The following is a 26,668-nucleotide window of genomic DNA, read 5'->3' on the forward strand; positions in this document are numbered from 1 at the left end:
TGGACGCATGCTTCTCGCCATCGACACGTCCGCGGGCACCAGCGTGGCCGTCGTGGATCGCGACCGCGGTGTCCTTTCGGAAGTGATCGAGACCGACACCATGCGGCACGCCGAAGTCATCGGCACCCTCATCGACGAGGCCCTGACCGTCGCCGGCATCGCGGTTCGTGAGCTGTCGGGCGTCGTCGCGGGGATGGGGCCGGGGCCGTTCACCGGGCTGCGCGTCGGCATTGCCGCGGCGAAGGCGTTCGCCATCGGTGCGGGCAGGCCGCTCGTCCCGGTCGTCAGCCACGACGCCGTCGCTTTCGAGCGCTACGCCTCCGGCCATGAGGGGCCCCTGCTCGTCGTCACGGACGCGCGCCGGCGCGAGCGCTACTGGACCGCCTACTCCGGCGTGGACGACATCGGACTTCCGGTGCGCCTCGATGGACCAGGACTTGCGAAGCCCGACGAACTGCCGCATCCCGAGACCCCCCGCTTCGAGGCCGAGGTCGTGCCGGCCGGACGCCTCGGGATGATCGCCGAATTCCGGTACGCGCACGGCCTCCCGATGGATCCCGACGACGCCCTCTACCTGCGCTCGCCGGATGTGACCCTCTCCACAGGTCCCAAGCGGGTGACCGCATGACCGGCGAGGCGGGGGACGAGCCCACCGCCCGCACCGCCTACGAGCTGCGTCGCGCACAGGCGGGCGATGTCCCCGCCATCATGGAGCTCGAGCACTCGATCTTCGTGAACGACGCGTGGTCCGAGCGGTCCATGCTCTCCGAGGTCACCGGCGAGCACGGTTACTACCTCGTCGCCTTCGACCCCGAGACGCCGGACCGCATCGACGCGTACGCCGGACTCCTCGCACCGCGCGGAGGGGTCGAGGGCGACATCCAGACCATCGCCGTCGCGCCGCACGCCCGGCGTCGCGGACTCGGGCGCCTCCTCATGCTCGCCTTGATCGGCGAGGCGCGGAAGCGGGGTGCGCGCGAGGTCTTCCTCGAGGTCCGCGCCGACAACCCGGGCGCGCAGACGCTGTACCGCGAGCTCGGGTTCGAGGAGATCGGCGTTCGCCCCCAGTACTACCAGCCGGATGGCGTGGATGCGGTCGTCATGCGTCTCGCCGTCCCCGCACCGGAGACCACCATCGCATGACCCGTCTCGACCCGAACCCATCCGACTTCTCGAGCGGACCTCTCGTGCTCGGGATCGAGACTTCCTGCGACGAGACCGGCATCGGCATCGTGCGCGGCACGACGCTGCTCGCCAACACGATCGCGTCGTCGATGGAGGAGCACGCGCGGTACGGCGGCGTGGTGCCGGAGGTGGCGGCGCGAGCGCATCTCGAGGCGCTCGAGCCGACGCTGCGGACGGCCGTCGCCGATGCGGGGATCGAGCTTGCCGACGTGGATGCGATCGCCGTGACCAGTGGTCCGGGGCTGTCCGGCGCGCTCATGGTCGGCGTCGGCGCGGCGAAGGCGCTCGCCGTGTCGCTGGGCAAGCCGCTCTACGCGGTGAACCACCTGGTCGGCCATGTCGGCGCTGACCTCCTCGACGCCCAGGGCGGTCCCGGGCATCCGGTCGAGCTGCCCACGGTCGCCCTGCTGGTCTCGGGAGGCCACACCTCCCTCCTTCTCGTCCGCGACCTCGTGTCGGATGTGCAGCTCCTCGGCGAGACGATCGACGACGCGGCGGGGGAGGCGTTCGACAAGGTGGCGCGGGTGCTGGGGCTGCCGTATCCGGGCGGCCCGCAGATCGACCGGGTCGCGGCGGACGGGGACCCGAAGGCCATCCGGTTCCCGCGCGGCCTGACCCGGCCGAAGGACCTCGAACAGCACCGTTACGACTTCTCGTTCTCGGGGCTGAAGACGGCGGTCGCCCGCTGGGTCGAACAGCGTCAGGACGCCGGCGAGGAGGTGCCCGTGGCGGATGTCGCCGCATCGTTCCGCGAAGCGGTCGCCGACGTGCTGCTCACAAAGGCCCTCACGGCGTGCCGCGACCACGGTGTGCCCCGGCTGCTGCTCGGCGGTGGCGTCGTCGCCAACGCCCGGGTGCGGCAGCTGGCGGTGGCGCGAGCGGCCGAGGCGGGAGTCGCCCTGCGCATTCCGGCCCTGTCGCTCTGCACGGACAATGGGGCGATGATCGCGGCGCTCGGTGCGCAGCTGATCATGGCAGGTCACGAGCCGAGCGAGTTGACCTTCTCGTCCGACTCCACCCTCCCGGTCACGGAGATTCAGGTCACCGCCTGACACGGTGCGTTGACACTCTTGCGCCTGCCCTGTCACCATGGGGATACAGCGTTCTCTCAGGATTCCTCCGACCGAGGGATTCCGGCAGAAACGCTGATCGCCAGCTTGCCTCACTGAAGGAGATGGGTCTCATGACCGATCCGAACGCCCCCACCGACCCGGTGGACCCCAACACCCAGAACGGCTCGGTTCCGCCTCCGCCTCCTCCCGCCGCTGCGCCTGCGGGTGACACGGGAGCCGTGCCGCCGCCTGCACCGGGATACGGTCAGCAGCCGCCGGCGCCCGGATACGGTCAGCAGCCGCCCGCGCCCGGATACCAGCAGCCCTATGGTCAGCAGCCGCCCGCGCCGGGATACCAGCAGCCGTACGGTCAGCAGCCGGGGCAGCAGCCGTACGGCCAGCCGGCCTACGGGCAACCCGCCCCCGGGTACGCGCAGCCCTACGGACAGCCGGCCGCCAAGTCGCCGATCCTCAGCATCCTGTCGCTCGTCGGCGGCATCGTCGGCATCGTGCTCAACCTCGCGTGGGGCATCGGCTTCCTGTTCGGCATCGCCGCGATCGTCCTCGGCTTCATCGGCCGCAACAAGGAGCCGCAGGCGCGTGGCTTCTGGCTGACGGGCATCATCCTGGGCTTCGTGAGCATCGCCATCGCGATCATCTACTGGATCATCCTCGCGGTGATCTTCGCCAGCCTCGCGAACTACTCGAACACGTACTGAGCGCTCCGCCGGCGGCCTCAGAGCCGCTCGGCGAGCAGCGCGGTGTGCCGCCCGGCCACCCTGGTGAGTATCAGGGTCGCCGGGCGGTCGCCGTTGAGCGCGAGCCGTCGACGCAGGGCCGCCGGGTCGACATCCACTCCGCGCTTCTTGATCTCCAGCGTCCCGATGCCGCGCTGCCGCAGGGCACGCTTGAGGTCCTTCTCGGCGTACGGCAGTGTCTCGAGGATGCGGAATCCCGCCGCGAACGGGGTGTCGGCCGCCGCGTCCGCGGTGATGTAGGCGATCTGGTCGGACAGCATCCTGCCGCCGATCCGTCGCGCCAGGTCGCCGATGAGGCGGGCGCGGATGACCGCGCCATCCGGCTCGTACAGGTACTCGCCGAGCGGGCCCGTCTCCTCGTCGGGGCTGTCGGCGTCGGCGGTCAGCTCGTCGGCCTGGTCGCCGCGCAGCACGAGTGCGGCACGGCGGATGCCCGGCCGGGCGAGCGCGCCGAACCAGAGGCCGAGCTCCACCACCTGGCCGTCGGCCGAGATCCACTGCGCCTCCGCGGTCGACGGAATCAGGTCGCGGTCGAAGCCCGGCCCGAGCTTCAGTCCGACCGAGCGGCCGGTCGCCAGCTCGTACGCGAATCCGAGGGACGGGGTGTAGTCGTCCGGGTCGGTGAGGCGCTCGGTCTGGGTGTGGCCGGCGGTGCGCCGGGCAGGGTCGAGGAAGACGCCGTCGATCTCGCGGAGGTCCACCTCCTCCGCGCGGCCGTGCTCCACGACGGCGGAGGGGAAGGGTGCGAGATTGAACGACGCGATCGCCGCGGTCACCTCGTCCGCCTCGACGGCGGTCACCTCCAGCTCGAGCGCCGCGAGGGCGAGCGCGTCGCCGCCGATGCCGCAGCCGAGGTCCGCAACACGGTTGATGCCGGCCGCGCGGAAGCGGCCCGCGTGCCGGGCGGCGACCGGCAGCCGCGTCGCCTGCTCCAGCCCGGCCTCTGTGAAGAGCATCTGCGAGGCGAAGTCGCCGAACTTGGCCTCCGCTTTGCGCCGGAGCTTCGACTGCGTGAGCACGGCCGCCACGAGCGCGGGGGAGTGGCCCTGCTTGCGGAGGTCACTGACGATCCGCAGCACATCCTGCTCGCTGCGATACGGGGGCAGTGAGTCGAGCAGACGCAGCCCTTCCGGACTCAGCAGGGCCACCAGCTCGGAGCGTTCCATGACCTCAACGCTACCCTGGCACTCACGTTGCGTGACTGCTAACGCACCCCCTAGACTCGGGTTAGCACTCTCAGTGCGAGGTTGCTAATTCAGTCTTAGTCGAGACACTGTTCTTCATAGGAAAGGGGTCAACGTGTCGGTCTCCATCAAGCCGCTCGAGGATCGCATCGTCATCAAGCAGGTCGAGGCTGAGCAGACCACTGCTTCTGGTCTGGTCATCCCCGACACCGCCAAGGAGAAGCCGCAGGAGGGCGAGGTCGTCGCCGTGGGCCCGGGCCGCATCGACGACAACGGCAACCGCGTCCCCCTCGACGTCGCCGTGGGTGACAAGGTCATCTACTCCAAGTACGGCGGCACCGAGGTCAAGTTCGGCGGCGAGGACTACCTCGTCCTGTCGGCCCGTGACGTGCTCGCGGTCGTCGTCCGCTGACGCAGACACTTCCTCCGACGGCCCGGATGCTCTGAGCATCCGGGCCGTCGTCGTTTTCGGCAGCGATGTCGGAAGGCGACGGTAGAGTCGGACGAGTGGCACAGCCTGACGACCTCTCCTCCCACCGCACCTCGGGGCTGGTCTACGCGATCAGCGCGTACGTCCTCTGGGGCATCCTCCCGATCTACTTCCTGGCGCTCGCGCCGGCCGGAGCGTGGGAGATCGTCGGCTGGCGCGTGGTCTTCTCGCTGGGGTTCTGCGCCGTCGCCCTCAGCGTCACCCGCAGCTGGGGCACCTTCGCCGCGCTCCTGCGTGACAAGCGCGTGCTCTTCACCATGGGTCTCGCCGGCGCACTCATCTACGTCAACTGGCAGACGTACGTGCTCGCCACGGTCAGCGGGCATGTGGTCGAGGCCGCGCTCGGCTACTTCATCAATCCCATCGTCACCGTGTTCCTCGGCGTCGTCGTGCAGCGCGAGCGCCTCCGCATCGCCCAGTGGGTGGCTGTCGGCGTCAGCATCGTCGCCGTGATCGTCCTCGCCGTCGGCTACGGGTCCGTGCCGTGGATCGCGCTCATCCTGGCGTTCTCGTTCGGCCTGTACGGCCTCATCAAGAAGCGCGTCGGCAATCGGGTGGATGCGCTCTCGGGTCTGACTCTGGAGACGATGTGGCTCACGCCGGTGGCCGTCATCCAGCTCATCGTCGTCGGTGTGACGGTCGGCCTCACCATCGGCTCGGACGGTCCGTGGCACGCCGTCCTGCTGGTCGGAGCCGGCGTCATCACCGCGGTGCCGCTGCTGTTCTTCGCCGCCGCCTCGCGCCGCCTTCCGCTGGTGTACATGGGCTTCATCCAGTACTTCGCGCCGTTCATCCAGTTCGTCGTCGGCGTCGCCATCCTGCACGAGGCCATGCCGCCGGAGCGCTGGCTGGGCTTCGCGATCGTGTGGCTGGCGCTGCTCATCCTGAGCATCGACATGATCGTCGCCGCGCGGCAGGGCAAGCGCGCCGCCGAACTCGATCTGGCGGCGGTCGACTAGGCCCTCGCCTCACGGAATAGCCGGCCAGGTTCTGCCGTTACCATTGAGCATCCACAGTCGCGCAACCTTGATAGGGGTGAAATGGACCAGGCGGATCCGTTCGGATTCATCGGTTTGACCTACGACGACGTCATGCTGCTCCCGGGGCATACCGACGTCATCCCGAGTGAAGCTGATACTTCCACTCGCCTGACCAAGCGCATCTCGATGGCGACGCCGTTGCTGTCGAGCGCGATGGACACCGTCACGGAGTCGCGCATGGCCGTCGCCATGGCGCGCCAGGGCGGCATCGGCATCATCCACCGCAACCTCTCCATCGAGGACCAGGCGTCGCACGTCGACAAGGTGAAGCGGTCCGAGTCCGGGATGATCACGAACCCCGTGACGACGACGCCCGACGCGTCGGTCGAAGAGGTCGACGCCCTCTGCGGGCAGTTCCGCGTCAGCGGCCTGCCGGTCATCGAGCCGGACGGCACCCTCGTCGGCATCATCACCAACCGCGACATGCGGTTCGTGTCGCCGTTCGAGCGGTCGACCACGAAGGTCCGCGACGTCATGACGCGGCAGCCGCTCATCACCGCCCCGGTCGGAATCGACCCGGACTCGGCGGTCGCCATCTTCGCCGAGCACAAGATCGAGAAGCTGCCCCTGGTGGATGCGGACGGCAAGCTGCGCGGCCTCATCACTGTCAAGGACTTCGACAAGAGCGAGAAGTACCCGGACGCCACGAAGGACGACGAGGGCCGGCTCCGTGTCGGCGCCGCGATCGGCTTCTTCGGCGACGCCTGGGAGCGCGCGATGACCCTCGTCGACGCAGGGGTCGACGTCATCGTCGTCGACACCGCCAACGGGGACAGCGCCGGCGTGCTCGACATCATCCGCCGGCTGAAGGCGTCGCCGCGCGCATCCCACGTGGATGTCATCGGCGGAAACGTGGCCACCCGCTCGGGCGCCCAGGCGCTCATCGACGCAGGCGCGGACGCGATCAAGGTCGGCGTCGGCCCGGGCTCGATCTGCACCACGCGCGTGGTCGCCGGTGTCGGCGTGCCCCAGGTGACGGCGGTCTACGAGGCGTCGCTGGCGGCGCGCGAGGCGAACGTCCCGCTCATTGCGGACGGCGGGCTGCAGTACTCGGGCGACATCGCGAAGGCGCTCGTCGCCGGTGCGGACAGCGTGATGCTGGGCTCCCTGCTCGCCGGAACCTCCGAGTCCCCGGGCGAGCTGGTGTTCGTCAACGGCAAGCAGTTCAAGAACTACCGCGGGATGGGGTCGCTCGGCGCCCTGCAGACGCGTGGCAAGAAGACCTCGTACTCGCGCGACCGCTACTTCCAGGCGGATGTGCCGAGCGACGAGCAGCTCATCGCCGAGGGCATCGAGGGCCAGGTGCCGTTCCGCGGCCCGCTCTCCGCTGTGGCGTACCAGCTGGTCGGGGGCCTGCGGCAGTCGATGTTCTACGTCGGCGCGCGCACCATCCCGGAGCTCAAGTCGAACGGCAAGTTCGTCCGCATCACCCCGGCCGGGCTCAAGGAGTCGCACCCGCACGACGTGCAGATGGTCGTCGAGGCGCCCAACTACCGGCGCTGACCTGCGTTAGCGGGCGGCGCAGTCGTCGCCCGCTAACCGCGCGCCAGCTCTGCGATTCGGTCGACGGCCTCCGTGAGCACCTCAGGTGAGCACGCGAGGTTGAGCCGCACGAAACCGGCGCCCTGCGGGCCGAAGTCCGTCCCGGGGTTGACCGCCACGCGTGCCTCCTCGAGGATGCGTGCGGCGGGGTCGTCGCCCCAGCCGAGCTCGCGCAGGTCGATCCAGGCGAGGTAGCTCGCAAGAGGCTCGCGGTAGCGGGCGCGCGGGAGCCGGTCGGTGAGCAGCACGGAGAGCAGGGCGCGGTTCGTCTCGATCGCCGTGAGTGCGCCATCCAGCCACTCCCGGCTGTCTCGGTAGGCCGCCTCTGTGGCGATCCGCCCGAACTGACTGGTGCGGACCTCCACTTCGATCGGCAACGCGTGGATGCGCTCCGCCTGCTCGGCCGAGCCCGTCACGAACAGCGCGCACTTGAGCCCGGCGAGGTTCCACGCCTTGCTGGCCGCGTGGGCCGCGACGCCGACCCGCCGCGCCTCGTCCGACACCGTCAGGAACGGCGTGAAGGTCGCATCCGAGTGCGTCAGCGGTGCGTGCACCTCGTCGCTGACGACGGACACTCCGTGATGCGCCGCCAGTGCCGCGACCGCTTCCAGTTCTTCTCGCGGGTGCACCAGCCCGAGCGGGTTGTGCGGGTTGCAGAGCAGGAACGCCTTGGCACCGCTCGCGAATGCCTGCTCCAGCCCGGCGAGGTCGAGAGCCCAGCCTCGGCCGTCCGTGCCGCCGTCGAGCAGCGGCACCTCTTCGACGACGCCGCCGGCCTCCTGGATGAAGTCGAAGAACGGCGGATAGACCGGAGGGGTGATGACCACGCGGTCGCCCGGCTCGATGAGCATCCGCAACGCCTCCACGATCACGACGCCCACGTCGGCGGTCGTGCGGGTCTGCGCGGGGTCGACGGACCAGCCCCACCGGTCGCGGGCGAAGTCGGCGAACGCCCGTTGCGTGCGGTCGTCGGGCCCGATGTAGCCGGTGTCGCTGCGGTCGACGGCAGCGTGCAGCGCCGCGGCGATGGGAGGCGCGAGCGGGTAGTCCATCTCGGCGACGAACAGGGGCAGCACGTCGTCGGGGTAGGCGCGCCATTTCTCGCTCGTGCGCTGGCGGAGGCGGCTGAGAGGTTCGGCTTCGACGATCACCACACCACCTTCCCACGCACCCCCGACTCGGCCCAGCGCCCCTGCGGCCTAGACTGAAGCGCGTGAGTATGGAGATCGAGATCGGCCGCGCCAAGCGTGCCCGCCGTGTGTACGCCTTCGACGACGTCGCCGTGGTTCCCAGCCGGCGAACCCGCGACCCGGAGGACGTCTCGGTCTCGTGGACCATCGACGCGTACCAGTTCGACATCCCGTTCATCGCGGCGCCGATGGATTCGGTCGTCTCGCCGTCGACCGCCATCATGATGGGCCAGCTGGGCGGCCTGGGCGTGCTCGACCTCGAGGGCCTCTGGACCCGGTACGAGGACCCGGAGCCGCTGCTGGCCGAGATCCGCAAGCTGCCGGCCGAGCGCGCAACGAGCCGGATGCAGGAGATCTACTCCGAGCCGATCAAGCCCGAGCTCGTCACGCGGCGCCTCGCCGAGATCCGCGAGGGCGGCGTCACCGTCGCCGGCGCGCTCTCGCCGCAGCGCACCCAGGAGCTCTACGAGACCGTGGTGGACGCGGGCGTCGACCTGTTCGTCATCCGCGGCACCACCGTGTCCGCCGAGCACGTCTCCAAGAACGTCGAGCCGCTGAATCTCAAGAAGTTCATCTACGAGCTGGATGTGCCGGTCATCGTCGGCGGCGCCGCCACCTACACGGCGGCCCTGCACCTGATGCGCACGGGAGCGGCCGGTGTGCTGGTCGGGTTCGGCGGGGGAGCCGCATCCACGACGCGTTCGACCCTCGGCATCCACGCCCCCATGGCGACCGCCGTCGCGGATGTCGCCGGCGCACGACGCGACTACATGGACGAGTCGGGCGGACGTTACGTGCACGTCATCGCCGACGGCGGGCTCGGCAGCTCCGGCGACATCGTCAAGGCGATCGCCTGCGGCGCCGACGCCGTCATGCTCGGCACGACGCTCGCCCGCGCGACGGACGCGCCCGGCGGCGGCTGGCACTGGGGTGCCGAGGCGCACCACTCGCAGCTTCCGCGCGGAAACCGCGTCGCTGTGGGCCAGGTGGCGCCCCTTGAAGAGATCCTCTACGGCCCGGCCCCGGTCGCCGAGGGCTCTGCGAATCTCGTGGGAGCCTTGCGCCGCAGCATGGCCACGACGGGATACTCGGACTTGAAGGAGTTCCAGCGCGTCGAGGTCGTCGTCGCGCCGTACCGTACGCAGTAGAGCGCCGGCCGAAGGCGGCCGGGGAGGGAGAGAACCATGGTGAAGTCCCAATCTGCCCCGGGCGGCGACAGGCATGCCACTCCGGCGTCGAATCCGGCGGTGACGTATCCGTCTCGTCTGGGTCCGGCCGAGCGGGCAGCCGCGATCGCGGCGCTGAAGGACACCGAACTCGACATCCTCGTCGTCGGCGGCGGGATCGTGGGAGCCGGGTCCGCGGTCGACGCCGCGACCCGCGGTCTCAGCGTCGGGCTGGTGGAGGCGCGCGACTTCGCCTCCGGCACCTCCAGCCGTTCGTCGAAGCTCGTCCACGGCGGCATCCGCTACCTCGAGCAGCTCGACTTCCGGCTGGTCCGCGAGGCGCTCATCGAGCGCGGGCTGCTGCTGCAGCGGATCGCGCCGCACCTGGTGAAGCCCGTGCGCTTCCTCTACCCGCTGCACAAGCGGGTCATCGAGCGGGTCTACATCGGCGCCGGGATGCTGCTGTACGACATCTTCTCCTACTCGGGCGGCCGCCCTCCCGGTGTCCCGCACCACCGCCACCTCAGCAAGCGACAGGTGCTCAGCGCCATCCCGTCGATGAACAAGGACGCCCTGGTCGGCGGCATCACGTACTACGACGCCCAGGTGGATGATGCCCGCTACGTCGCCAACCTGGTCCGCACCGCCGCGCACTACGGCGCACAGGTCGCCTCGCGCGTCCGGGTGGAGGGTTTCGTCAAGGTCGGGGAGCGCGTGGTCGGCGTGCGCGCCCACGACCTGGAGACCGATGAGCGGTTCGAGATCCGCGCGAAGCAGGTCGTCAACGCGACCGGCGTCTGGACGGATGACACGCAGTCGATGGTGGGGGAGCGCGGCCAGTTCAAGGTGCGCGCGTCCAAGGGCATCCACCTCGTCGTCCCGCGGGACCGGTTCCAGTCGAAGATGGGGCTGCTGCTGCGCACCGAGAAGAGCGTGCTGTTCGTCATCCCATGGGGCCGGCACTGGCTGATCGGAACGACGGACACCGACTGGCACCTCGACAAGGCGCATCCGGCGGCGACCGCGGCCGACATCGACTACCTGCTGGCGCACGTCAACGAGGTGCTCAACGTGCCGTTGACGCGTGAGGACGTCGAGGGCGTGTACGCCGGTCTCCGGCCGCTGCTCGCCGGTGAGTCCGACCAGACCTCCAAGCTGTCGCGCGAGCACCTGGTGGCCCACTCGGTGCCGGGTCTCGTCGTGATCGCAGGCGGCAAGTGGACGACGTACCGGGTGATGGCGCAGGATGCGGTGGATGCGGCGGTCAGCGCCCTCGACGGCAAGATCGCGAAATCGACAACGATGGACATCGCGCTGGTCGGTGCGGAGGGGTACCAGGCGGCCTGGAACCGCCGGAGCCGCATCGCCCAGGAGTCGGGGCTGCACGTCGCCCGTATCGAGCACCTGCTGAACCGCTACGGGACGTTCGCCGAAGACATCCTGGCGCTCATCCGGGAGGACCCGTCGCTCGCCGACCCGCTGCCCGGGGCGGACGACTACCTCGGGGCCGAGGTCGTCTACGCGGCCACGCACGAGGGCGCGCTGCATCTCGAGGACGTGCTCGCACGACGGACCCGCATCTCGATCGAGGCGTGGGACCGCGGCGTCTCCGCGGCGCCCGTCGCCGCATCCCTCATGGCCGGGGTGCTCGGGTGGGACCCGGAGCGCGAGAAGCGCGAGGTGCGCACCTATCTGCGGCGTGTCGAGGCGGAGCGGTCGAGCCAGCTGCAGCCCGACGACGAGTCGGCGGACCGCATCCGGCTCGAGGCTCCGGACATCGTCGAGGCGGATGCCGCGGCGGCGAAGGCGGCGGCGGGCAAGCCGTCGGGCGCCGCGAAGGCCGGGACACCGACGAGCGCCGACCAGGCGCCCAAGCACGTCCAGGGTGCTGGAGCAGAGGAGGCGCCGGCGACGGACGGCTGACCGCGTCGAGGCTGAGCGCGTCGAGGCTGAGAAGCACCGCAGAGGGCCCTCCTGGAGAGCGAACACCGGGAGGGCCTTCGCGCGCCTCCGGTAGGCTGGAACCTCACCCCCAATGCCGGCGAACCCGGCGGATGGAGACGGATGATGGTAGACGTTCGACGGGTCAAACTGCCCGGGGTCGGGGTGCTGCACACCTTCGTGACGGACGATGGCGGCAAAGTCGGCGTCATCGCACACCGTTCCGGCCACAGCGACCTGATCACCTTCTCAGACCACGAGGACGGCACCGACGTCACCAAGGTGTCCCTCCGACTCAACGAGGACGAGGCGCACACGCTCGCCGAGCTCCTCGGCGGAACGCAGATCACCGAGGCGCTCACGGCGCTCGACCAGATCCCCGGCCTCAGCATCGACTGGTTCACGGTCGACTACGAGGACTACATCGCCGGCCAGCAGCTCGGCGCCCCCGGCGACCGCGGCTTCGTCGGCCTCACGGTCGTCGCCGTCGTGCGCGGAGACTCCGCGAACCCGGCCCCCGCTCCCGACTTCAAGGTCTTCCCCGGCGACACGCTCGTCGTCGCGGGGACGCCCGAGAAGGTCGCCAAGGCGTTCTCGTTCTTCCGCACGGGCGAAGTCGCCCACCGCATGACCGCCGACGCGCCGCCCGGAGGCTGATCGACGATGCATCTCGGCGAAGACCTCATCGTTCTCGGCATCCTCCTGCTCGTCGCGTACGTGCTCGGTCGCCTCGGCAGGTTGGTGAGTCTCCCCGCGATCCCCATCTACATGATCGTCGGCCTGCTGGCGAGTCCGCACACCGGCTGGTTCCCGCTCAACTTCGACAGCAAGTACATCGAGCTCATCGCGATCTTCGGGCTCATCCTGCTGCTGTTCAATCTGGGCCTGGAGTTCGACCAGGACGAGTTCTTCGGCAACTTCGGCAAGCTGATCGTCTCCGGCGGCTCGTACATCGTCATCAACATGGGCGTGGGACTGATCTTCGGTTTCATGGTCGGCTGGGGCACCCGCGAGGCGCTGATCATCGCCGGGATGACGGCGACCTCGTCCTCAGCGATCGTCACCAAGCTCCTCATCGAGCTGCGACGTTTGCCCAACACTGAGACGCCCATGATCCTCGGCGTGACGGTGGTCGAGGACATCTTCATCGCCATCTACCTGGCGATCGTGTCCGTCGTCCTCAGTGGCGAGACCGACTTCTGGCCGGTGGTCGGCAAACTGGCCGTCGCGTTCGCGTTCCTCGTCGTGATGTTCACCATCGCCCGCTGGGGCGGCCGATTCGTCTCGCGGCTGTTCCGGACGAAGGACGACGAGCTCTTCACTATCCTGTTCTTCGGCTTCGCGGTGCTCTTCGCCGGCATCGGCGAGATCCTCGGCGTGACCGACGCCATCGGCGCCTTCCTGATCGGGCTCGTGCTGGGCGCCACGAAGTACCGCAAGAAGATCGAGCAGATCGCCATCCCGCTGCGGGATGTGTTCGCCGCGTTCTTCTTCCTCAATTTCGGCTTGGCGCTCGACCCGGCGAAGTTCCCCTCAGTGCTTCTGCCGGTGCTGATCGCGGTGGTGATGACCATCGTGCTCAACATCGGCGCCGGGCAGTTCGTGGCGTGGATCAACGGGCTCGGCGTGCAGGCGGGCATCAACACCACCGTGATCCTGCAGAACCGCGGCGAGTTCGCCCTCATCCTCGCGACGCTGTCGCTGGCGGCGGGGCTGGATGAGCGCATCCAGCCGTTCGCCGGTCTCTACGTGCTGATCATGGCCGTGATCGGGCCGATCCTCGCAGCGAACTCCGAGAAGATCGGTGCGATGATCCTACGGTCCGGGCCCAAACGCGAGCGCAAACGGAAGAAGGCCGCGCGCGATCCGATGCTCGACGAGGAGATCGCGCTCGTCGAGGCGGCCACCGCCGACTTCGACGCTCCCGCAGAGCGCCGGAACACGGGCGCGGACGAGACGCAGCAGGCCGTCGACCGGATCGTCGAGCAGGCCATGCAGCAGCGGGATACGAGCGGCGAACGGGAACGGGACTGACCATCGAAACGACCACGGGGACCTCGCCCGCGACCGGTGAGACGACCCTCTTCCGCATGATGCTGCGTCCGCGCTGGATCGGCGCGCTGATCTTCGCGCTGCTCCTCGCCGCCGGGTTCGCCTGGCTCGGCCAGTGGCAGTTGGAGCGAGCGGTCGAATCCGGCAAAGCCGTCGAAGCGCCCAGTGAGACCGTGCTGCCGCTCGCGGACGTCGCCGGTCCGTCGTCGCCCCTGCGCGACGTCGCCGTCGGGCAGCTGGTGGAGTTCACCGGCACGTTCGTCCCGGGCGACTACCAGCTGCTGCACGGGCGGCTCAACTTCGGGAAGAGCGGATGGTGGGTCGTCGGCCATGCGAACCTCGAGCGCGACGGACGCACCGTGGCCCTCGCCGTGGCTCGCGGCTGGGCACCCGACAAGGCCACGGCCGAAGCTGCTGTCGCCCGCCTCGCCGAGGAGCCGCAGACGCCGCAGCGACTGGTCGGACGCATCCTGCCCGACGAACAGCCCGAGGTCCCGCAGGACAAGAAGGACCCGACCGCGATGCGCACCCTCGGCGTCGGGGCGCTCGTCAACCTCTGGACCGGTGTCGACGGGATGGACGTGTACGCCGCGTACGTCGTCGAGCGGGGCGCTCCGGACGGTCTGGTCCAGATCGACTCCCCGCCGCCGATCGCGCAGACCGAGCTCAACTGGCTGAACATCTTCTACGCCGCCGAGTGGATCATCTTCGCCGGGTTCGCCGTGTTCCTCTGGTACCGGCTGGTGAAGGACGCGAAAGAGCGCGAGGACGAGCTGCGAGAGTCGGAAGAACTGCAGGCTGCGGCCGGGAAGAACCCGCAGGCCGAGCCTTTAGAATAGGCGCATGCCCCTCGCTCCCAAGCTCGAAGACTTCCCGAAGATCCGCGGGGCGCTCCGGTTCTACCAGGTGTTCGCGTACGTCACGGGCATCATGCTGCTGCTCCTGTGCGCAGAGATGATCGTGAAGTACGGCCTCGGTTACGAGCTCTTCGCGTTCAGCAACTACGGCGTCCTGACGTTCGTTCCCGTCCAGACGGCAGTGGCTCCGACCGGGGTCGACCTGAGCACGGGCATTCTCATCGCACACGGCTGGCTCTACGTCGTGTACCTCATCTCCGACTTCCGCCTGTGGAGCCTGATGCGCTGGCCGTTCACGAAGTTCGTCATGATCGCCCTCGGTGGCGTCGTGCCGTTCCTCTCGTTCTTCGTGGAGGCTCGCATCACCAAGCAGGTGAAGTCGTACCTGGCCGGCCGTGAGGCGGAGGCCGTGATCCCTGTGGAGGCGACAAATTAGCGATTCCCTGAGCCCAGAGCCCCGGAGCGGAGATTCCATGAGTGCAGACGCTGCGTTCACCGACCTGCTGGGCGGAGCCGACTCAGCCAACCCCGCCGGCCCCGTGCTCGTGGTCGACTTCGGCGCGCAGTACGCGCAGCTGATCGCCCGCCGCGTGCGTGAGGCCAACGTCTACTCGGAGATCGTGCCGCACGCGGTGACGGCCTCGGAGATCGCCGCCAAGCGCCCGTCCGGCATCATCCTGTCGGGTGGTCCGTCCTCGGTCTACGAGGAGGGCGCGCCGCAACTCGACGAGGCCATCTTCGACCTCGGCGTGCCCGTGCTCGGCATCTGCTACGGCTTCCAGGTGATGGCGACCGCCCTTGGCGGGGAGGTCGCGAAGACCGGCCAGCGCGAGTACGGCTCCACTGCGGTCCGCATCTCTGACTCAGGGGTCCTGCTCGACGGCCAGCCGGCCGAGCAGACCGCGTGGATGAGTCACGGCGACTCGGTCGCCCGCGCTCCGGAGGGCTTCGAGGTGCTCGCCTCGACCGATGGAACGCCCGTTGCCGCGTTCGCGAACGACGAGCGGAAGCTCTACGGCGTCCAGTGGCATCCCGAGGTGAAGCACTCCACGTACGGCCAGGCCGTTCTGGAGAACTTCCTGCACCGCGCCGCGGGCATCCCGGCCGAGTGGAACAGCGGCAACGTCATCGCCGACCAGGTCGCCGCCATCCGCGCTCAGGTGGGTTCGGGTCGCGTGATCTGCGGTCTCTCCGGCGGAGTCGACTCCGCCGTCGCCGCGGCGCTCGTTCATGAGGCCGTCGGCGACCAGCTGGTGTGCGTGTTCGTCGACCACGGCCTGCTCCGCAAGGACGAGGCGCGTCAGGTCGAGGTCGACTACGTCGCCTCCACCGGCGTGCGGCTCGTCACGGTCAACGCGCAGGAGCAGTTCCTGAACGCGCTCGCCGGGGTCAGCGATCCGGAGACGAAGCGGAAGATCATCGGCCGCGAGTTCATCCGCGTCTTCGAGCAGGCGCAGGCCGACCTGATCGCCGAGGCGGCGAACGAGGGCGACCCGATCCGCTTCCTCGTCCAGGGCACCCTGTACCCGGACGTCGTGGAGTCCGGCGGAGGCTCGGGCACCGCGAACATCAAGAGCCACCACAACGTGGGCGGCCTCCCGGAGGACCTGCAGTTCGAGCTCGTCGAGCCGCTGCGGACCCTGTTCAAGGACGAGGTGCGCGCGATCGGCCGCGAGCTCGGGCTTCCCGAGGAGATCGTGGGGCGCCAGCCGTTCCCCGGTCCTGGCCTCGGCATCCGCATCGTCGGAGAGGTCACGCAGGAGCGTCTGGACCTGCTGCGCGAGGCGGACGCGATCGTGCGTGCCGAGCTCACCGCCGCGGGGCTCGACACCGAGATCTGGCAGTGCCCGGTGGTGCTGCTGGCGGACGTCCGTTCGGTCGGCGTGCAGGGCGACGGCCGCACCTACGGGCACCCGATCGTGCTGCGTCCGGTGTCGAGCGAAGACGCCATGACGGCGGACTGGACGCGTCTGCCGTACGACCTGCTGGCGAAGATCTCGAACCGGATCACCAACGAGGTCGACGGCGTGAACCGCGTGGTACTCGACGTCACGTCGAAGCCGCCGGGGACCATCGAGTGGGAGTGATCCCGCTCCACTGACGAAAAAGGCCCGGGATGCTCTGAGAGCATCCCGGGCCTTTTCGGTGTAAGCGGTCAGTTTCGCGACAGAGCGAAGATGCGCAGCAGCTCCAGGTAGAGCCAGACGACCGTCACCATGACGCCGAAGGCGCCTGCCCACCCGTAGGCGCGCGGTGCCCGGTTCTTGACGCCCTGCTGGATGGCGTCGAAGTCGAGCACGAGCGAGTACGCGCACATGATCACGACGAGGACGCCGATGACGAGGCCGAGCGGGATGCCGAAGATGTGGAACGATCCGCGCAGACCCCACGGGTCGCTGACGGCGCCGGTGACGACCAGCAGGATGTTCACCACGGAGAACACGAGGTAGCCGATCATCGCGATCAGGAAGATCTTGGTCGCTCGTGCCGATGCGCGGATCTTGCCGGAGGCGAAGAGCGCAAGGGTCACGCCGACCACCACGATGGTGCCGATGACGGCCTGGACGACCACGCCGCCGGCGAACGCCTCGTAGAACCGCGAGATGCCGCCGATGAAGACGCCCTCTGCTGCCGCGTAGGCGAGCGTCAGTCCGGCAGACGGGAGCTTCTTGCGGTTGCGGAAGATGTTGACGAACGCGAGGACCAGCCCCGCGATCATGCCGACGATCCAGAGGCCGGGCACCCACCAGCCGACCACGGCGCCTGCCAGCAGGACGGCGAAGCTGACCGCGGTCTTGCGGATGGTGTCTTCGACCGTCATGCGGTCTGTGTCGACCGCCGTCGCAGACGGTGCCTCATACAAGTTCTGAAGCTGCTCGGCGCTGGGCGCCGCCGTCCCGTTACGGAACGCCGGGCTCTGGGAGAATGCCGGGTTGGACGTAGCCATGTGCTCCTCGGTTCGTCGGGGACCTAAGACGGTCTCACATCATCAACTCTATTGTGTTGTTTCCTGAGAGTTCTGACAGATTGCCATGAATCGAATCGGAGAGCGATCCACTTCGCCAGCCACGCCGCCCCGACGATGACCAGGGTGCTGGTCAGGATGGTGACCCAGCCCTCCTGGTAGTCGTGGACGAACAGGGGCAGAAGGATGCTCCACGCGATGGGGAGCAGCAGCACGGCGAACGAGGGGAGCGGCCGCAGTCGCACCAGCAGCCACGCGGCGAGGATGATCGCGTAGCACCAGGCGAAGCCCGAACCGCCGAGCATGAGCCAGGTGAAGCCGAGGACGGGCAGGGGCACCGCGACGCGCCGGCCGATCGTGGAGGGCAGGACGGCCCAGCCCGCGGGCTGCATCAGGGACCCGACCAGCAGCAACGGGAGGCTGTAGGTCGTGGTGCCGAGAACGCAGGCGGTACCCACGACGAGCATCGCGAGACCGGTGAGGAGGCGAGGGCGATAGGCGCCCCATCGCAGCGGAAGCCGGGACGCCGGCTCGCTCCAGCTCTTATTCGGGTCGGCGGGCACCCGTCGATTCTGGCACCTCCCCGCCTCCGCCGGCGGCTGCAGGTCGGGAGCTAGGATCGGGCCATGCGAGCGCGGACGGCCCCGATGATCATCGGACACCGTGGCGCGCCGGGCTACCGGCCGGAACACACCCGCGGTTCCTACGAACTCGCGCTGCAGCTCGGTGCCGACGCTCTGGAGCCGGACATCGTCGCGACGAAGGACGGCGTGCTGGTGTTGCGGCACGAGAACGAGATCTCCGGCACGACCGACGTGGCCGACCATCCCGAGTTCGCCGCCCGCCGCACGACCAAGGAGGTCGACGGCGTCGCTGCGACCGGCTGGTTCACCGAGGACTTCACCTGGGATGAGTTGTCGACCCTGCGGGCGCGGGAGCGCATCCCTGCGCTGCGGCAGGCGAGTTCGACATTCGACGGCCACTATCCGTTGCTGCGCCTCCGGGACCTGCTGGACCTGCTCGACCGCGCCGCCGATGGTCCGGGGCGTGCGCCCGGGCTGGTCGCTGAGCTCAAGCACGCCACGTACTTCGAGGCGGCGGGACTCCCGCTCGACGAATTGCTCCTGGCGGAGTTCTCGGAGGCCGGATGGACCGATCGCGCGGGCGTCGTCGTCGAGAGTTTCGAACGCACCGTGCTGGCGAAGCTCCACGAGAGCGGCTTTCGCGGCCGGCGCGTCTACCTGCTCGAGGACACCGGCGCGCCCGCCGATCGGGTGGCCGCCCTGGGCGCCACCGCGCCCGGCTACGACACCGACCTCACGTTGCGCGGACTGTACGCTCTCGGCTCCGCCGCCCATTCCGCGGCCGACCGCGTCGACGGCATCAGCGTGGAGACCTCGCAGGTGCTCTCGTCGGGTTCCGTCTCGATGGCGCTCTTCGGCGAAGACGACGGCGCGGACGTCGGGGCCGTGACGTCGGATCTGGTCGACCTGGCGCATTCGGCGGGCCTCGCCGTTTTCTGCTGGACCCTGCGGCCGGAGAACAGGATGCTCCCCGACGACTTCCGGACCGCCGGGGCGGAGGCGGACTGGGGCGACTGGCGCCGGTTCTTCTCGATCCTGCTGCACTCCGGAGTGGATGGTGTCTTCGCCGATCATCCGGACCTCGCTGTGGCCGTTCGGGACGGCCACTGACGTCGTCCGCTGGGGGCCCGGACGGCCATCGAACGCCTGAACGACCTCCCGGACGGAATGACGGTGGCAGCGGCTAAAATCGTGGGAGACATGACGAGCCTCCCCGACGCCCCGCAGACCACCCCCTCCTCCGTCCCGATCATCCTCGACGGGTGGCAGGGCGACGGTGCGGCCTCCGCCGACGGCGGGGCCGTGCGTGACGGCTCCGGGCGTGACGGCTCCGGCCAAGGCTCTGGCCACTGGAAGGGGCCGAGCGAGCGTCTGTTCGCCGGGCTGAACCCGCAGCAGCGCGAGGCGGCCGAGTACCGAGGGCAGGCGCTGCTGATCGTCGCCGGCGCAGGCTCGGGCAAGACCAGCGTCCTGACGCGCCGCATCGCGGGGCTGATCGAGAGCCGCGAGGCGTGGCCGAGCGAGATCCTGGCGATCACGTTCACCAACAAGGCGGCCAACGAGATGCGCGAACGCGTCGAGCACCTCCTCGGCGGCAAGGCGCAGGGCATGTGGATCTCGACGTTCCACTCCGCCTGCGTCCGCATCCTCCGTCGCGAGGCGGAGACCATCGGCAAGACGCCGAGCTTCACGATCTACGACTCCGGCGACACGCGTGCGCTTCTGAAGCGGATCATCAAGGAGCTCGACGCCGACACCCTCGGCTTCACCGTCGGAAGTGCCGCCAATCGCATCTCGAAGCTGAAGAACGAGCTGACCGACCTCGAGACGCACGCGCGCACCGCCAATCTGAGCGATCCGCAAGAGGTGATGTTCCTCGAGATCTTCCGGCAGTACACGCGAGAGCTGCGGCGCGCGAACGCCTTCGACTTCGACGACCTCATCGCCGAGACGGTGTTCCTGTTCCGGGCCTTTCCGCGTGTGGCGGCGCTCTACCAAAGCCGGTTCCGTCACATCCTGGTGGACGAATACCAGGACACGAACCATGCCCAGTACTCGCTCATCCGCGAGCTGACCATGCCGGTCGCCCCCGACATCGTGGATGACCTGGAGGCCCATGGTCGCAATGTGCGGCCGCTCCGTGACGCGGCGGGAGTCATCCCGAGCGCCTCGCTGACGGTGGTGGGTGACTCGGATCAGTCGATCTACGCCTTCCGTGGCGCCGACATCCGCAACATCGTCGAGTTCGAGCGCGACTTCCCGGGCGCGAAGGTCGTGCTGCTGGAGCAGAACTACCGCTCGACGCAAAACATCCTGAGCGCCGCGAACTCCGTCATCGCCAACAACTTCGATCGCAAAGACAAGAAGCTGTGGACCGCCGTCGGCGACGGCGAGAAGATCGTCGGCTACACGGGATATTCGGGACACGACGAGGCGCAGTTCGTCGCCGACGAGATCGAGAAGCTGCATGGCGCCGGGATGGCGTACAAGGACATCGCGGTCTTCTATCGCACGAACGCCCAGACGCGTGCGCTGGAGGAGATCTTCATCCGCTCGGCGCTGCCGTACAAGGTGATGGGCGGCACCAAGTTCTACGAGCGGGCCGAGATCAAGGACGCGATGGCGTACCTGATCACCGTCGCCAACCCGGACGATTTCCTCGCGCTGCGACGCATCCTGAACACGCCGAAGCGCGGCATCGGGCCGGCGACGGAGACCCAGCTTTCCAGCTACGCCCAGGACAACGGCCTGAGCTTCCGCGGCGCCATGCGCGACGCGGGCTCGCTGGGTCTCGGCCCGAAGGTGACGGGCGCGATCCTGCAACTGTCGAACTTGCTGGACGAGGCGGCGGCGAAGGTCGACCCGTCGAATCCGGCCGGCATCTCGCCCGTCGCCGACGTGCTGACGTTCCTTCTCGACGGGAGCGGGTATCTGGAAGCGCTGCGCAACAGCCGCGATCCGCAGGACGAAGCGCGTGCAGAGAACGTGGACGAACTGGTGGCGGTGACGAAGGAGTTCGCGCGCAACAACCCGGACGGGACGCTGGTCGACTTCCTCACGGAGGTCTCGCTGGTGGCGGCCGCGGATGAGATCGACGACTCGAGCGGCGCCGTCTCGCTCATGACGCTGCACACGGCGAAGGGCCTCGAATACGACGCCGTGTTCCTCACCGGCATCGAGGAGGACCTCCTCCCGCACCGCATGTCGGCGAACGAGCCCGGCGGCCCAGCGGAGGAGCGGCGACTCTTCTACGTCGGCATCACCCGGGCGAAGAAGCGCCTGTTCCTCTCTCTCGCGATGACGCGCGCCCAGTTCGGCGAGACCGCGGTGGCCATGCCGAGTCGCTACCTGCAAGAGATCCCCGCAGACCTCATCGACTGGCGGCAGTCGCCGGGCTCGGCGAACGGACGCGGGGGCTCGCAGTCGCGTGCGCTCAACGCCAGACGCCCGGGGATCGGCGCGGGATCCGGCGGGTCCGGATGGAATGACAGCCTCGCCGCGTCGACGTTCCGCCAGGAGCGCCCGAAGGCCGAGTGGCCCAACCGGGTCACCGGCAAGGTGCGCGACAATGGCGACCTGGAGCTTGCGCCCGGCGACCGCATCCGGCACGCCGATTTCGGCGACGGTCGCGTCACGCAGGTTACCGGACAGGGCGCCAAGCGGGTGGCGCACGTGCAGTTCGAGAAGGTAGGGGCGAAGAAGCTCCTCATCAAGATCGCCCCGATCGACAAGCTGTGAGGGCCGGCGTCTCCGCGCCACGGAACCTCGAGGTGGGGCTCCGGGCGGCGCTCGCCGTGGCCGTTCCGCTGTTCGTGCTGTTCGCCGTCGGCCGGTTGGATCTCACCGCGTACGCCACCTTCGGGGCATTCACGGCGTTGTACGGCAGGAACGAGCCGTATCGCGTGCGTGTGCGCACCCTCACCGTGGCCGCCGTCGCCCTTCTGGCGAGCATCGGCGCCGGGATCGGGCTCGCCGTACTGGGCGAGCCGCTCGCTCTGGTGGCGCTCGCGCTGGTCGTGATCGTCGGCGCCGGCACCCTGTTCGTCACCGTGTTCCAGATGGTTCCGCCGCAGGCACTGTTCTTCGTGTTCGCCCTGCTGGTGTGCGCCGCCGTGCCGACCCCGGCGGCCGACGCCCTGCCCCGGCTGGTGCTCGCCGCGGCGTCGGCGGCGTTCGCCTGGCTCGTGACCATGTCGGGATGGGCCATCCGCCGCCTCCCAGGCGCCTCCCGAGGTGCGCTGGCCCGCTGGGGTCTCGTCACGGAGCTCCGTCGCCACCCGACCGTCGACCTCGCCGCGCTCCGCGACCCGCGAGTCTGGCTCACCGTCGTACAGAATGTCGCCGGCGTCCTGATCGCGGGGGGCATCGCCCTGAGCTTCGGGTTCGGCCACGCCTACTGGGCGGTCGTCAGTGTGGTCGCCGTGATCCCTCCCGCCCGTGCCGCCCATTCGCTCTCGCGTTCGCTGCACCGGATCGTGGGCACCGTGGTGGGTGTCGGCGTCACCGCCCTGCTGCTCGTCTGGTCGCCGCCGGCGGTCGTGCTGATCTGCGTGATCGTCGTCTGCCAGTTCTTCGCCGAGGTGCTGGTCGCGCGCCACTACGGTGCCGCCCTGGTCTTCATCACGCCGCTGGCGCTCTCGGTCTCTCACCTCGCGAGTCCGACGCCGGTCAATGTCCTGCTGTTCGACCGCGTGCTCGAAACGTTGCTCGGCGCCGGAATCGGCATCGCCCTCGTGCTTCTCGCGCGGGTCTGGGAGCGAGGCCGGGGCCTGGCGGGCTAGCCGGCGTCGGGTCGCCGCGGCGACGAGCCGGGGCCCGCCACGCGACGGAGTTTCGCGAGATACCGGTCGCGGGGAATGTGCCGCAGCCACATAGGCAGCCGCGGGTAGATGGCGGCCGTCCAGCGCATCACGCGGTCGAACCGGCGCTGCCTGCGTTCGTCCCAGGGAAGGGGGAACTGCTGCCGGACCTCCAGCGGGAGCAGCCCGCCCGTCACCAGCCGAACCAGCGGCAAAGTCGGCCGAACCGACCACGGCACCCGCCCGGGATGAAGAATCTGCCGGGACACGGCGAGAACCTGGTCGTCGACGCGGAGGGACGCGATCATGCCCTCCCAGTAGTCGTCGAAGGCGGCTCGGGAGGCCGGCCAGCGATCGTGCGACAGCTGCAGGTTCGAGAGCGCCCGCGAGAGTTCCTGGTACACATTGTCGGCCTGATTCGGTGTCAGCCCCCCGAACACCCGCCCGTGCAGCTCCATCATCGTCTGATAGAGCGTGGCAGCGACCCAGAGCTGAAGGTCGGGATCGTAGGCGTTGTACGCCGGCCCCGACGGTGCCCGGTCGCCTCGAACCGGCGCGTGCGCACGGTTGACGATCCTCCGCACAGTCGCTAGCTCCTCGGGCGTGCCGAACATCGTCGCCGTGAGGTACAGCATGGTCCCGTCGAAACGGTCCATCAGCCGTTCGGCGAAGTCGCTGTGCTCCACCACTCCTCGCCCGACCGCCGGGTGCGCGATTTGGAGCAGGAGCGCCCGCATGCCACCCGCGAGCGTCAGCGCCTCCGACGCGATCTCCGCGACCGCGACGGGCCGGCTGGGGCGAAAGGAGCGCACCCGGCCATCCTGCCGTCGCATTCTGCGAGGGAGCGGAGAAGGCCTCCCCGTCGCCTGTCACGGTGCGACCCACGTGCTGCGGGCCCGGCGAGGGCCCGACGTCCGCCGTCCAGCGATACGGGGCGGCCGCCCGGGACGGCGCTCTGCGAGAGCGATCGATGGTGCGTCGTCCAGGAACGCCGCGCGGCCGCGCGCCCGCCGGGTCCGCACCCTCCCGACGACCATCAGAGCGGCCCCGCTCACACCCGCTCCGCCTCCCCAGAGCGCGGGTGCGACCACGTCCGATCCTGTCGCGGCCAGCCGGACCTCGGAGACGGACGGGTGTGCCTCCGGCACGAGCGCCGCCTGCGCTCGGGTGATCTCGCTTGCCACGCCGAACTGCGAGGCCCACGGGCGGAGGCGAGCTCCTCCGCCTGTGGGGTCCGTGCGCGCGGGATCGATCCGCTCCGTCCAGACGTAGTAGCCGTCCGACGGCACGACGCAGGAGGGAGTGGTGTACTCGCCGGGCCCCGTCACGACGGTCTCGACCGTGCATACAACGGGGCCATCGGCCGGAGCCGTCGGAGCCAGGACGATCGGATCGGCGAAGGGCCCGTGAAGAGTGCTCTCGACCACCGCCGTCACAGGGGCGAACCCATCGTCCGTGGGACGCACCCCCCAGGTCGGGAGTAAGCCGTCCGCCTCGTCAACACCAACGACGATGCGGTCGGTGACTTCGCTGCCTGGCAGCGCCTCCGGTGTCGACGTCCGCGTCTCGACTCGCGGCTGAAAGGGCAACGGGGATGGTCCTGTCGCATGCGCTTCGGACTGTGCGGAGGCGTTCGAGGACTGGGCGATCAGGACCGACTGCGCGTCGACCGTCGGCACGGCCACGATGAGCCGATTGCCGTACGGCAGGTCGCCGCTGCGAGCCGTGGCGGCCACCGACACGCTGGCCTCGGTCCCGGTCGGCAGGATGCTGACGTCGGTCCCTGACCGAATCGTCGCGGTGGACGCCCCGTCGGCGAACGTGGCTCCGTCGAGCGTCACGGAGATGGGATGCGCCCCTGCCGGCAGGAGTTCCGGGCCGCTGATGCGATCCACCGTCAACTCGACCCGCACCCGACCCGGGCCGGCCTCCGCCAATTCGACCACGACCGCCGCATGCACGCCCGTGGAAGCACGGTTGCGCGCCTCGGCCAGCATGGCCGCCGCTCGCGCATAGACGGCGTCGGTGTCGCCGCCGGCGCGTCTGGCGTGGGCCTGTACGTCGGCGTCCGACATCCCGGCGGTCCCCCAGGTAGCGAGTTGTCCGGCCGCAGCGGTCAAGCGATCTCCGCTTCCCGCCCAGGTGCGTGCGATGTACGCGAAGATCGCGGACTGCTCTGGTGTCCACCAGCCCGTCCCTGCAGGATCCGCGTAGGTGTAGTGCAGCCCGGTCGGAGCGACCTTTCCCGGGTTCAGGCAGAATCCGAGGGCTCCGTCGTCGAGGTGGTACGCGCCGAGCCACCAGCCGTCGGCGGACATGTACCCGGGTCCGTGGCCGTCGCCGGACAGCGCTCGGGCGGGTGCTGCGGCGAAGAGACTCTGCAGGATGCCGAGGAATACCGCCAGCCCCGCGAGGCTCACCGCGGTGATCAGAGTGAGAGGTCGTTGTGTCATGCCTCCACGGTCGCCGGATGGGCCACGCCGTCGACCGGGCAGCGGCTGATCGGTGGAGAACCACGCGCGCTGCCTGCCTGTGGACAGAGTGCCGGTTTCGGCCCGTTCAGGCGGAGGGACTACAGTTCTTCCTGGCGAATTTGTCTCGGCGTCGAGCTATTCTCGCGTCGTCCCGCCAGAGAAATCAGCCGGAAGCCACAAGCGCCGGACCAGCAGCGGATTGGATAACCGTGGATCTATACGAGTACCAGGCCAGAGACCTGTTTGAGAAGTACGGGGTCCCGGTGCTGCCGGGCATCGTCGCAGACACTCCGGAGGAGGTGCGCGCCGCAGCCGAGAAGCTGGGAGGCGTGACCGTCGTCAAGGCGCAGGTGAAGGTCGGTGGTCGAGGCAAGGCCGGCGGTGTCAAGGTCGCGAAGAACGCGGACGAGGCCGAGGAGGCCGCAAAGGCCATCCTGGGGCTCGACATCAAGGGACACGTGGTCCGCCGCGTCATGGTCGCCGGTGGCGCCCGCATCGCCCAGGAGTTCTACTTCTCGGTGCTCCTCGACCGCGCCAACCGCTCGTACCTCTCGCTGACCAGCGTCGAGGGCGGCATGGAGATCGAGCAGCTCGCGGTCGAGAAGCCGGAGGCCCTCGCCCGCGTCGAGGTCGACCCGCGCGGTGGTCTCGACCACGCGAAGGCCGTCGAGATCGCCCGGACCGCCGGCTTCCCTGACGACCTCGTCGAAAAGGTCGCCGACGTCTTTGTCAAGCTGTACGACGTCTACACCGGCGAGGACGCCACGCTGGTCGAGGTCAACCCCCTCGTCCTCACCGAGGAGGGCGACATCATCGCCCTCGACGGCAAGGTCACCCTCGACGAGAACGCCGACTTCCGCCACCCCGACCACGAGGCGCTCGAGGACAAGGACGCCGCCGACCCGCTCGAGGCGAAGGCCAAGAAGGCCAACCTGAACTACGTGAAGCTGGACGGCCAGGTCGGCATCATCGGCAACGGTGCAGGGCTCGTCATGTCGACCCTCGACGTCGTCGCCTACGCCGGTGAGAAGCACAACGGCGTGAAGCCCGCGAACTTCCTCGACATCGGCGGCGGCGCGTCGGCCGAGGTCATGGCGGCGGGGCTCGACGTCATCCTGAACGACCCTCAGGTCGAGAGCGTCTTCGTGAACGTCTTCGGCGGCATCACCGCGTGCGACGCCGTCGCCAACGGCATCGTGAAGGCCCTGGAGATCCTCGGCGACGAGGCCAACAAGCCGCTGGTGGTGCGCCTCGACGGCAATAACGTCGACGAGGGCCGCCGCATCCTGAAGGATGCGAACCACCCGCTGGTGACCTTGGCGCTCACCATGGACGAGGGCGCCGACAAGGCCGCCGAGCTGGCCGCGAAGTAAGCGAAGGACGAACGAG

At 69.2% G+C, this 26,668-nt stretch carries 24 protein-coding genes; 18 read left to right on the forward strand and 6 right to left on the reverse strand.

What is annotated here, in order from left to right:
* Nucleotides 1–7 precede the first annotated feature (7 nt).
* The 4 genes from tsaB to AB4Z18_RS03855 all read left to right on the forward strand — a co-directional run bounded on the left by tsaB (nt 8) and on the right by AB4Z18_RS03855 (nt 2,956).
* Entirely contained in the window at nt 8–628 is a 621-nt protein-coding gene (tsaB, locus tag AB4Z18_RS03840) for a tRNA (adenosine(37)-N6)-threonylcarbamoyltransferase complex dimerization subunit type 1 TsaB (RefSeq protein WP_441781374.1), read from the forward strand.
* The gene (gene rimI, locus AB4Z18_RS03845) at nt 625–1,143 is read left to right on the forward strand and encodes a ribosomal protein S18-alanine N-acetyltransferase (protein WP_441781375.1); all 519 of its coding nucleotides are present in this window, start codon (nt 625–627) and stop codon (nt 1,141–1,143) included. Before tsaB ends, rimI begins: the two co-directional genes overlap by 4 nt.
* Entirely contained in the window at nt 1,140–2,237 is a 1,098-nt protein-coding gene (tsaD, locus tag AB4Z18_RS03850; protein WP_441781376.1) for a tRNA (adenosine(37)-N6)-threonylcarbamoyltransferase complex transferase subunit TsaD, read from the forward strand. Before rimI ends, tsaD begins: the two co-directional genes overlap by 4 nt.
* A gap of 131 nt (nt 2,238–2,368) precedes the next feature.
* Nucleotides 2,369–2,956 (forward strand): DUF4190 domain-containing protein, encoded by a 588-nt coding sequence (locus AB4Z18_RS03855; RefSeq protein ID WP_441781377.1) that lies wholly within the window; start codon nt 2,369–2,371, stop codon nt 2,954–2,956.
* Between the two features lie 17 nt (nt 2,957–2,973).
* On the opposite strand, the gene AB4Z18_RS03860 is transcribed toward AB4Z18_RS03855, so the two are convergent.
* Complete coding sequence (locus tag AB4Z18_RS03860; protein ID WP_441781378.1) at nt 2,974–4,161, reverse strand: THUMP-like domain-containing protein; 1,188 nt, start codon at nt 4,159–4,161, stop codon at nt 2,974–2,976.
* 133 nt (nt 4,162–4,294) lie between these two features.
* Between AB4Z18_RS03860 and groES the strand changes: the two genes are divergently transcribed.
* The 3 genes from groES (at nt 4,295) to guaB (ending at nt 7,212) form a co-directional block, all read left to right on the forward strand.
* Entirely contained in the window at nt 4,295–4,591 is a 297-nt protein-coding gene (gene groES / locus AB4Z18_RS03865) for a co-chaperone GroES (RefSeq protein ID WP_055894868.1), read from the forward strand.
* A gap of 95 nt (nt 4,592–4,686) precedes the next feature.
* Nucleotides 4,687–5,628 carry an EamA family transporter RarD gene (gene rarD / locus AB4Z18_RS03870; protein WP_441781379.1) on the forward strand — a complete coding sequence of 314 codons (942 nt, stop codon included), beginning with the start codon at nt 4,687–4,689 and terminating at the stop codon, nt 5,626–5,628.
* An 81-nt stretch (nt 5,629–5,709) separates the two neighbouring features.
* Nucleotides 5,710–7,212, forward strand: coding sequence for an IMP dehydrogenase (gene guaB / locus AB4Z18_RS03875; protein ID WP_441781380.1), 1,503 nt, complete (start codon nt 5,710–5,712; stop codon nt 7,210–7,212).
* A gap of 32 nt (nt 7,213–7,244) precedes the next feature.
* Here guaB and AB4Z18_RS03880 read toward each other — a convergent pair whose 3' ends face one another.
* Entirely contained in the window at nt 7,245–8,402 is a 1,158-nt protein-coding gene (locus tag AB4Z18_RS03880) for a MalY/PatB family protein (protein WP_441782967.1), read from the reverse strand.
* Nucleotides 8,403–8,470: 68 nt separating this feature from the next.
* Here AB4Z18_RS03880 and AB4Z18_RS03885 point away from each other — a divergent pair, with 68 nt between their 5' ends.
* The 7 genes from AB4Z18_RS03885 to guaA all read left to right on the forward strand — a co-directional run bounded on the left by AB4Z18_RS03885 (nt 8,471) and on the right by guaA (nt 16,544).
* Nucleotides 8,471–9,589, forward strand: a complete 1,119-nt coding sequence (locus AB4Z18_RS03885; protein WP_441782968.1) for a GuaB3 family IMP dehydrogenase-related protein — start codon at nt 8,471–8,473, stop codon at nt 9,587–9,589.
* A 99-nt stretch (nt 9,590–9,688) separates the two neighbouring features.
* On the forward strand, nt 9,689–11,530 hold the full coding sequence (locus tag AB4Z18_RS03890; protein WP_441781381.1) for a glycerol-3-phosphate dehydrogenase/oxidase: 1,842 nt from the start codon (nt 9,689–9,691) through the stop codon (nt 11,528–11,530).
* Between the two features lie 144 nt (nt 11,531–11,674).
* A complete protein-coding gene (locus AB4Z18_RS03895; RefSeq protein ID WP_441781382.1) occupies nt 11,675–12,205 on the forward strand; it encodes a cation:proton antiporter regulatory subunit in 531 nt (176 codons plus the stop codon).
* A gap of 6 nt (nt 12,206–12,211) precedes the next feature.
* Nucleotides 12,212–13,582, forward strand: a complete 1,371-nt coding sequence (locus AB4Z18_RS03900) for a cation:proton antiporter (protein ID WP_441781383.1) — start codon at nt 12,212–12,214, stop codon at nt 13,580–13,582.
* A gap of 56 nt (nt 13,583–13,638) precedes the next feature.
* Nucleotides 13,639–14,439: an SURF1 family protein gene (locus AB4Z18_RS03905; protein ID WP_441781384.1), complete on the forward strand. Its 801-nt coding sequence runs from the start codon at nt 13,639–13,641 to the stop codon at nt 14,437–14,439.
* A 4-nt stretch (nt 14,440–14,443) separates the two neighbouring features.
* Nucleotides 14,444–14,893 carry a DUF3817 domain-containing protein gene (locus tag AB4Z18_RS03910; RefSeq protein ID WP_441781385.1) on the forward strand — a complete coding sequence of 150 codons (450 nt, stop codon included), beginning with the start codon at nt 14,444–14,446 and terminating at the stop codon, nt 14,891–14,893.
* Between the two features lie 37 nt (nt 14,894–14,930).
* Nucleotides 14,931–16,544: a glutamine-hydrolyzing GMP synthase gene (gene guaA, locus AB4Z18_RS03915; protein ID WP_441781386.1), complete on the forward strand. Its 1,614-nt coding sequence runs from the start codon at nt 14,931–14,933 to the stop codon at nt 16,542–16,544.
* Between the two features lie 68 nt (nt 16,545–16,612).
* On the opposite strand, the gene AB4Z18_RS03920 is transcribed toward guaA, so the two are convergent.
* Together AB4Z18_RS03920 and AB4Z18_RS03925 are read right to left on the reverse strand one after the other, a co-directional pair.
* Nucleotides 16,613–17,404 (reverse strand): Bax inhibitor-1/YccA family protein, encoded by a 792-nt coding sequence (locus AB4Z18_RS03920; protein WP_441781387.1) that lies wholly within the window; start codon nt 17,402–17,404, stop codon nt 16,613–16,615.
* Between the two features lie 23 nt (nt 17,405–17,427).
* Nucleotides 17,428–17,985, reverse strand: coding sequence for a hypothetical protein (locus tag AB4Z18_RS03925; RefSeq protein WP_441781388.1), 558 nt, complete (start codon nt 17,983–17,985; stop codon nt 17,428–17,430).
* A 63-nt stretch (nt 17,986–18,048) separates the two neighbouring features.
* Between AB4Z18_RS03925 and AB4Z18_RS03930 the strand changes: the two genes are divergently transcribed.
* The 3 genes from AB4Z18_RS03930 (at nt 18,049) to AB4Z18_RS03940 (ending at nt 22,787) form a co-directional block, all read left to right on the forward strand.
* A complete protein-coding gene (locus AB4Z18_RS03930; RefSeq protein ID WP_441781389.1) occupies nt 18,049–19,116 on the forward strand; it encodes a glycerophosphodiester phosphodiesterase family protein in 1,068 nt (355 codons plus the stop codon).
* Nucleotides 19,117–19,206: 90 nt separating this feature from the next.
* Entirely contained in the window at nt 19,207–21,744 is a 2,538-nt protein-coding gene (locus AB4Z18_RS03935) for an ATP-dependent helicase (RefSeq protein ID WP_441781390.1), read from the forward strand.
* Nucleotides 21,741–22,787 carry an FUSC family protein gene (locus tag AB4Z18_RS03940; protein ID WP_441781391.1) on the forward strand — a complete coding sequence of 349 codons (1,047 nt, stop codon included), beginning with the start codon at nt 21,741–21,743 and terminating at the stop codon, nt 22,785–22,787. Before AB4Z18_RS03935 ends, AB4Z18_RS03940 begins: the two co-directional genes overlap by 4 nt.
* Here AB4Z18_RS03940 and AB4Z18_RS03945 read toward each other — a convergent pair.
* Both AB4Z18_RS03945 and AB4Z18_RS03950 read right to left on the reverse strand, forming a co-directional pair.
* Nucleotides 22,784–23,617, reverse strand: coding sequence for an oxygenase MpaB family protein (locus AB4Z18_RS03945; protein ID WP_441781392.1), 834 nt, complete (start codon nt 23,615–23,617; stop codon nt 22,784–22,786). The two genes, AB4Z18_RS03940 and AB4Z18_RS03945, sit on opposite strands and share 4 nt — an antisense overlap.
* 57 nt (nt 23,618–23,674) lie before the next feature.
* Entirely contained in the window at nt 23,675–25,258 is a 1,584-nt protein-coding gene (locus AB4Z18_RS03950) for a hypothetical protein (protein WP_441781393.1), read from the reverse strand.
* A gap of 230 nt (nt 25,259–25,488) precedes the next feature.
* Between AB4Z18_RS03950 and sucC the strand changes: the two genes are divergently transcribed.
* Nucleotides 25,489–26,652 carry an ADP-forming succinate--CoA ligase subunit beta gene (sucC, locus tag AB4Z18_RS03955; protein WP_441781394.1) on the forward strand — a complete coding sequence of 388 codons (1,164 nt, stop codon included), beginning with the start codon at nt 25,489–25,491 and terminating at the stop codon, nt 26,650–26,652.
* Nucleotides 26,653–26,668: the final 16 nt, after the last annotated feature.

The organism is Leifsonia sp. 2TAF2 (assembly GCF_052115085.1).
Taxonomy (GTDB): domain Bacteria; phylum Actinomycetota; class Actinomycetes; order Actinomycetales; family Microbacteriaceae; genus Leifsonia.

What these genes read in the sequence shown, in the direction of transcription:
- AB4Z18_RS03860 (WP_441781378.1), bottom strand. Translation starts at nt 4,161, where the DNA reads ATGGAACGCTCCGAGCTGGTGGCCCTGCTGAGTCCGGAAGGGCTGCGT.
- AB4Z18_RS03950 (WP_441781393.1), bottom strand. Translation starts at nt 25,258, where the DNA reads ATGACACAACGACCTCTCACTCTGATCACCGCGGTGAGCCTCGCGGGG.
- AB4Z18_RS03885 (WP_441782968.1), top strand. Translation starts at nt 8,471, where the DNA reads ATGGAGATCGAGATCGGCCGCGCCAAGCGTGCCCGCCGTGTGTACGCC.
- AB4Z18_RS03930 (WP_441781389.1), top strand. Translation starts at nt 18,049, where the DNA reads ATGCGAGCGCGGACGGCCCCGATGATCATCGGACACCGTGGCGCGCCG.
- AB4Z18_RS03935 (WP_441781390.1), top strand. Translation starts at nt 19,207, where the DNA reads ATGACGAGCCTCCCCGACGCCCCGCAGACCACCCCCTCCTCCGTCCCG.
- AB4Z18_RS03855 (WP_441781377.1), top strand. Translation starts at nt 2,369, where the DNA reads ATGACCGATCCGAACGCCCCCACCGACCCGGTGGACCCCAACACCCAG.
- tsaB (WP_441781374.1), top strand. Translation starts at nt 8, where the DNA reads ATGCTTCTCGCCATCGACACGTCCGCGGGCACCAGCGTGGCCGTCGTG.
- tsaD (WP_441781376.1), top strand. Translation starts at nt 1,140, where the DNA reads ATGACCCGTCTCGACCCGAACCCATCCGACTTCTCGAGCGGACCTCTC.
- guaB (WP_441781380.1), top strand. Translation starts at nt 5,710, where the DNA reads ATGGACCAGGCGGATCCGTTCGGATTCATCGGTTTGACCTACGACGAC.
- AB4Z18_RS03910 (WP_441781385.1), top strand. Translation starts at nt 14,444, where the DNA reads ATGCCCCTCGCTCCCAAGCTCGAAGACTTCCCGAAGATCCGCGGGGCG.
- AB4Z18_RS03905 (WP_441781384.1), top strand. Translation starts at nt 13,639, where the DNA reads ATGATGCTGCGTCCGCGCTGGATCGGCGCGCTGATCTTCGCGCTGCTC.
- AB4Z18_RS03900 (WP_441781383.1), top strand. Translation starts at nt 12,212, where the DNA reads ATGCATCTCGGCGAAGACCTCATCGTTCTCGGCATCCTCCTGCTCGTC.
- AB4Z18_RS03895 (WP_441781382.1), top strand. Translation starts at nt 11,675, where the DNA reads ATGGTAGACGTTCGACGGGTCAAACTGCCCGGGGTCGGGGTGCTGCAC.
- guaA (WP_441781386.1), top strand. Translation starts at nt 14,931, where the DNA reads ATGAGTGCAGACGCTGCGTTCACCGACCTGCTGGGCGGAGCCGACTCA.
- rimI (WP_441781375.1), top strand. Translation starts at nt 625, where the DNA reads ATGACCGGCGAGGCGGGGGACGAGCCCACCGCCCGCACCGCCTACGAG.
- AB4Z18_RS03920 (WP_441781387.1), bottom strand. Translation starts at nt 17,404, where the DNA reads ATGGCTACGTCCAACCCGGCATTCTCCCAGAGCCCGGCGTTCCGTAAC.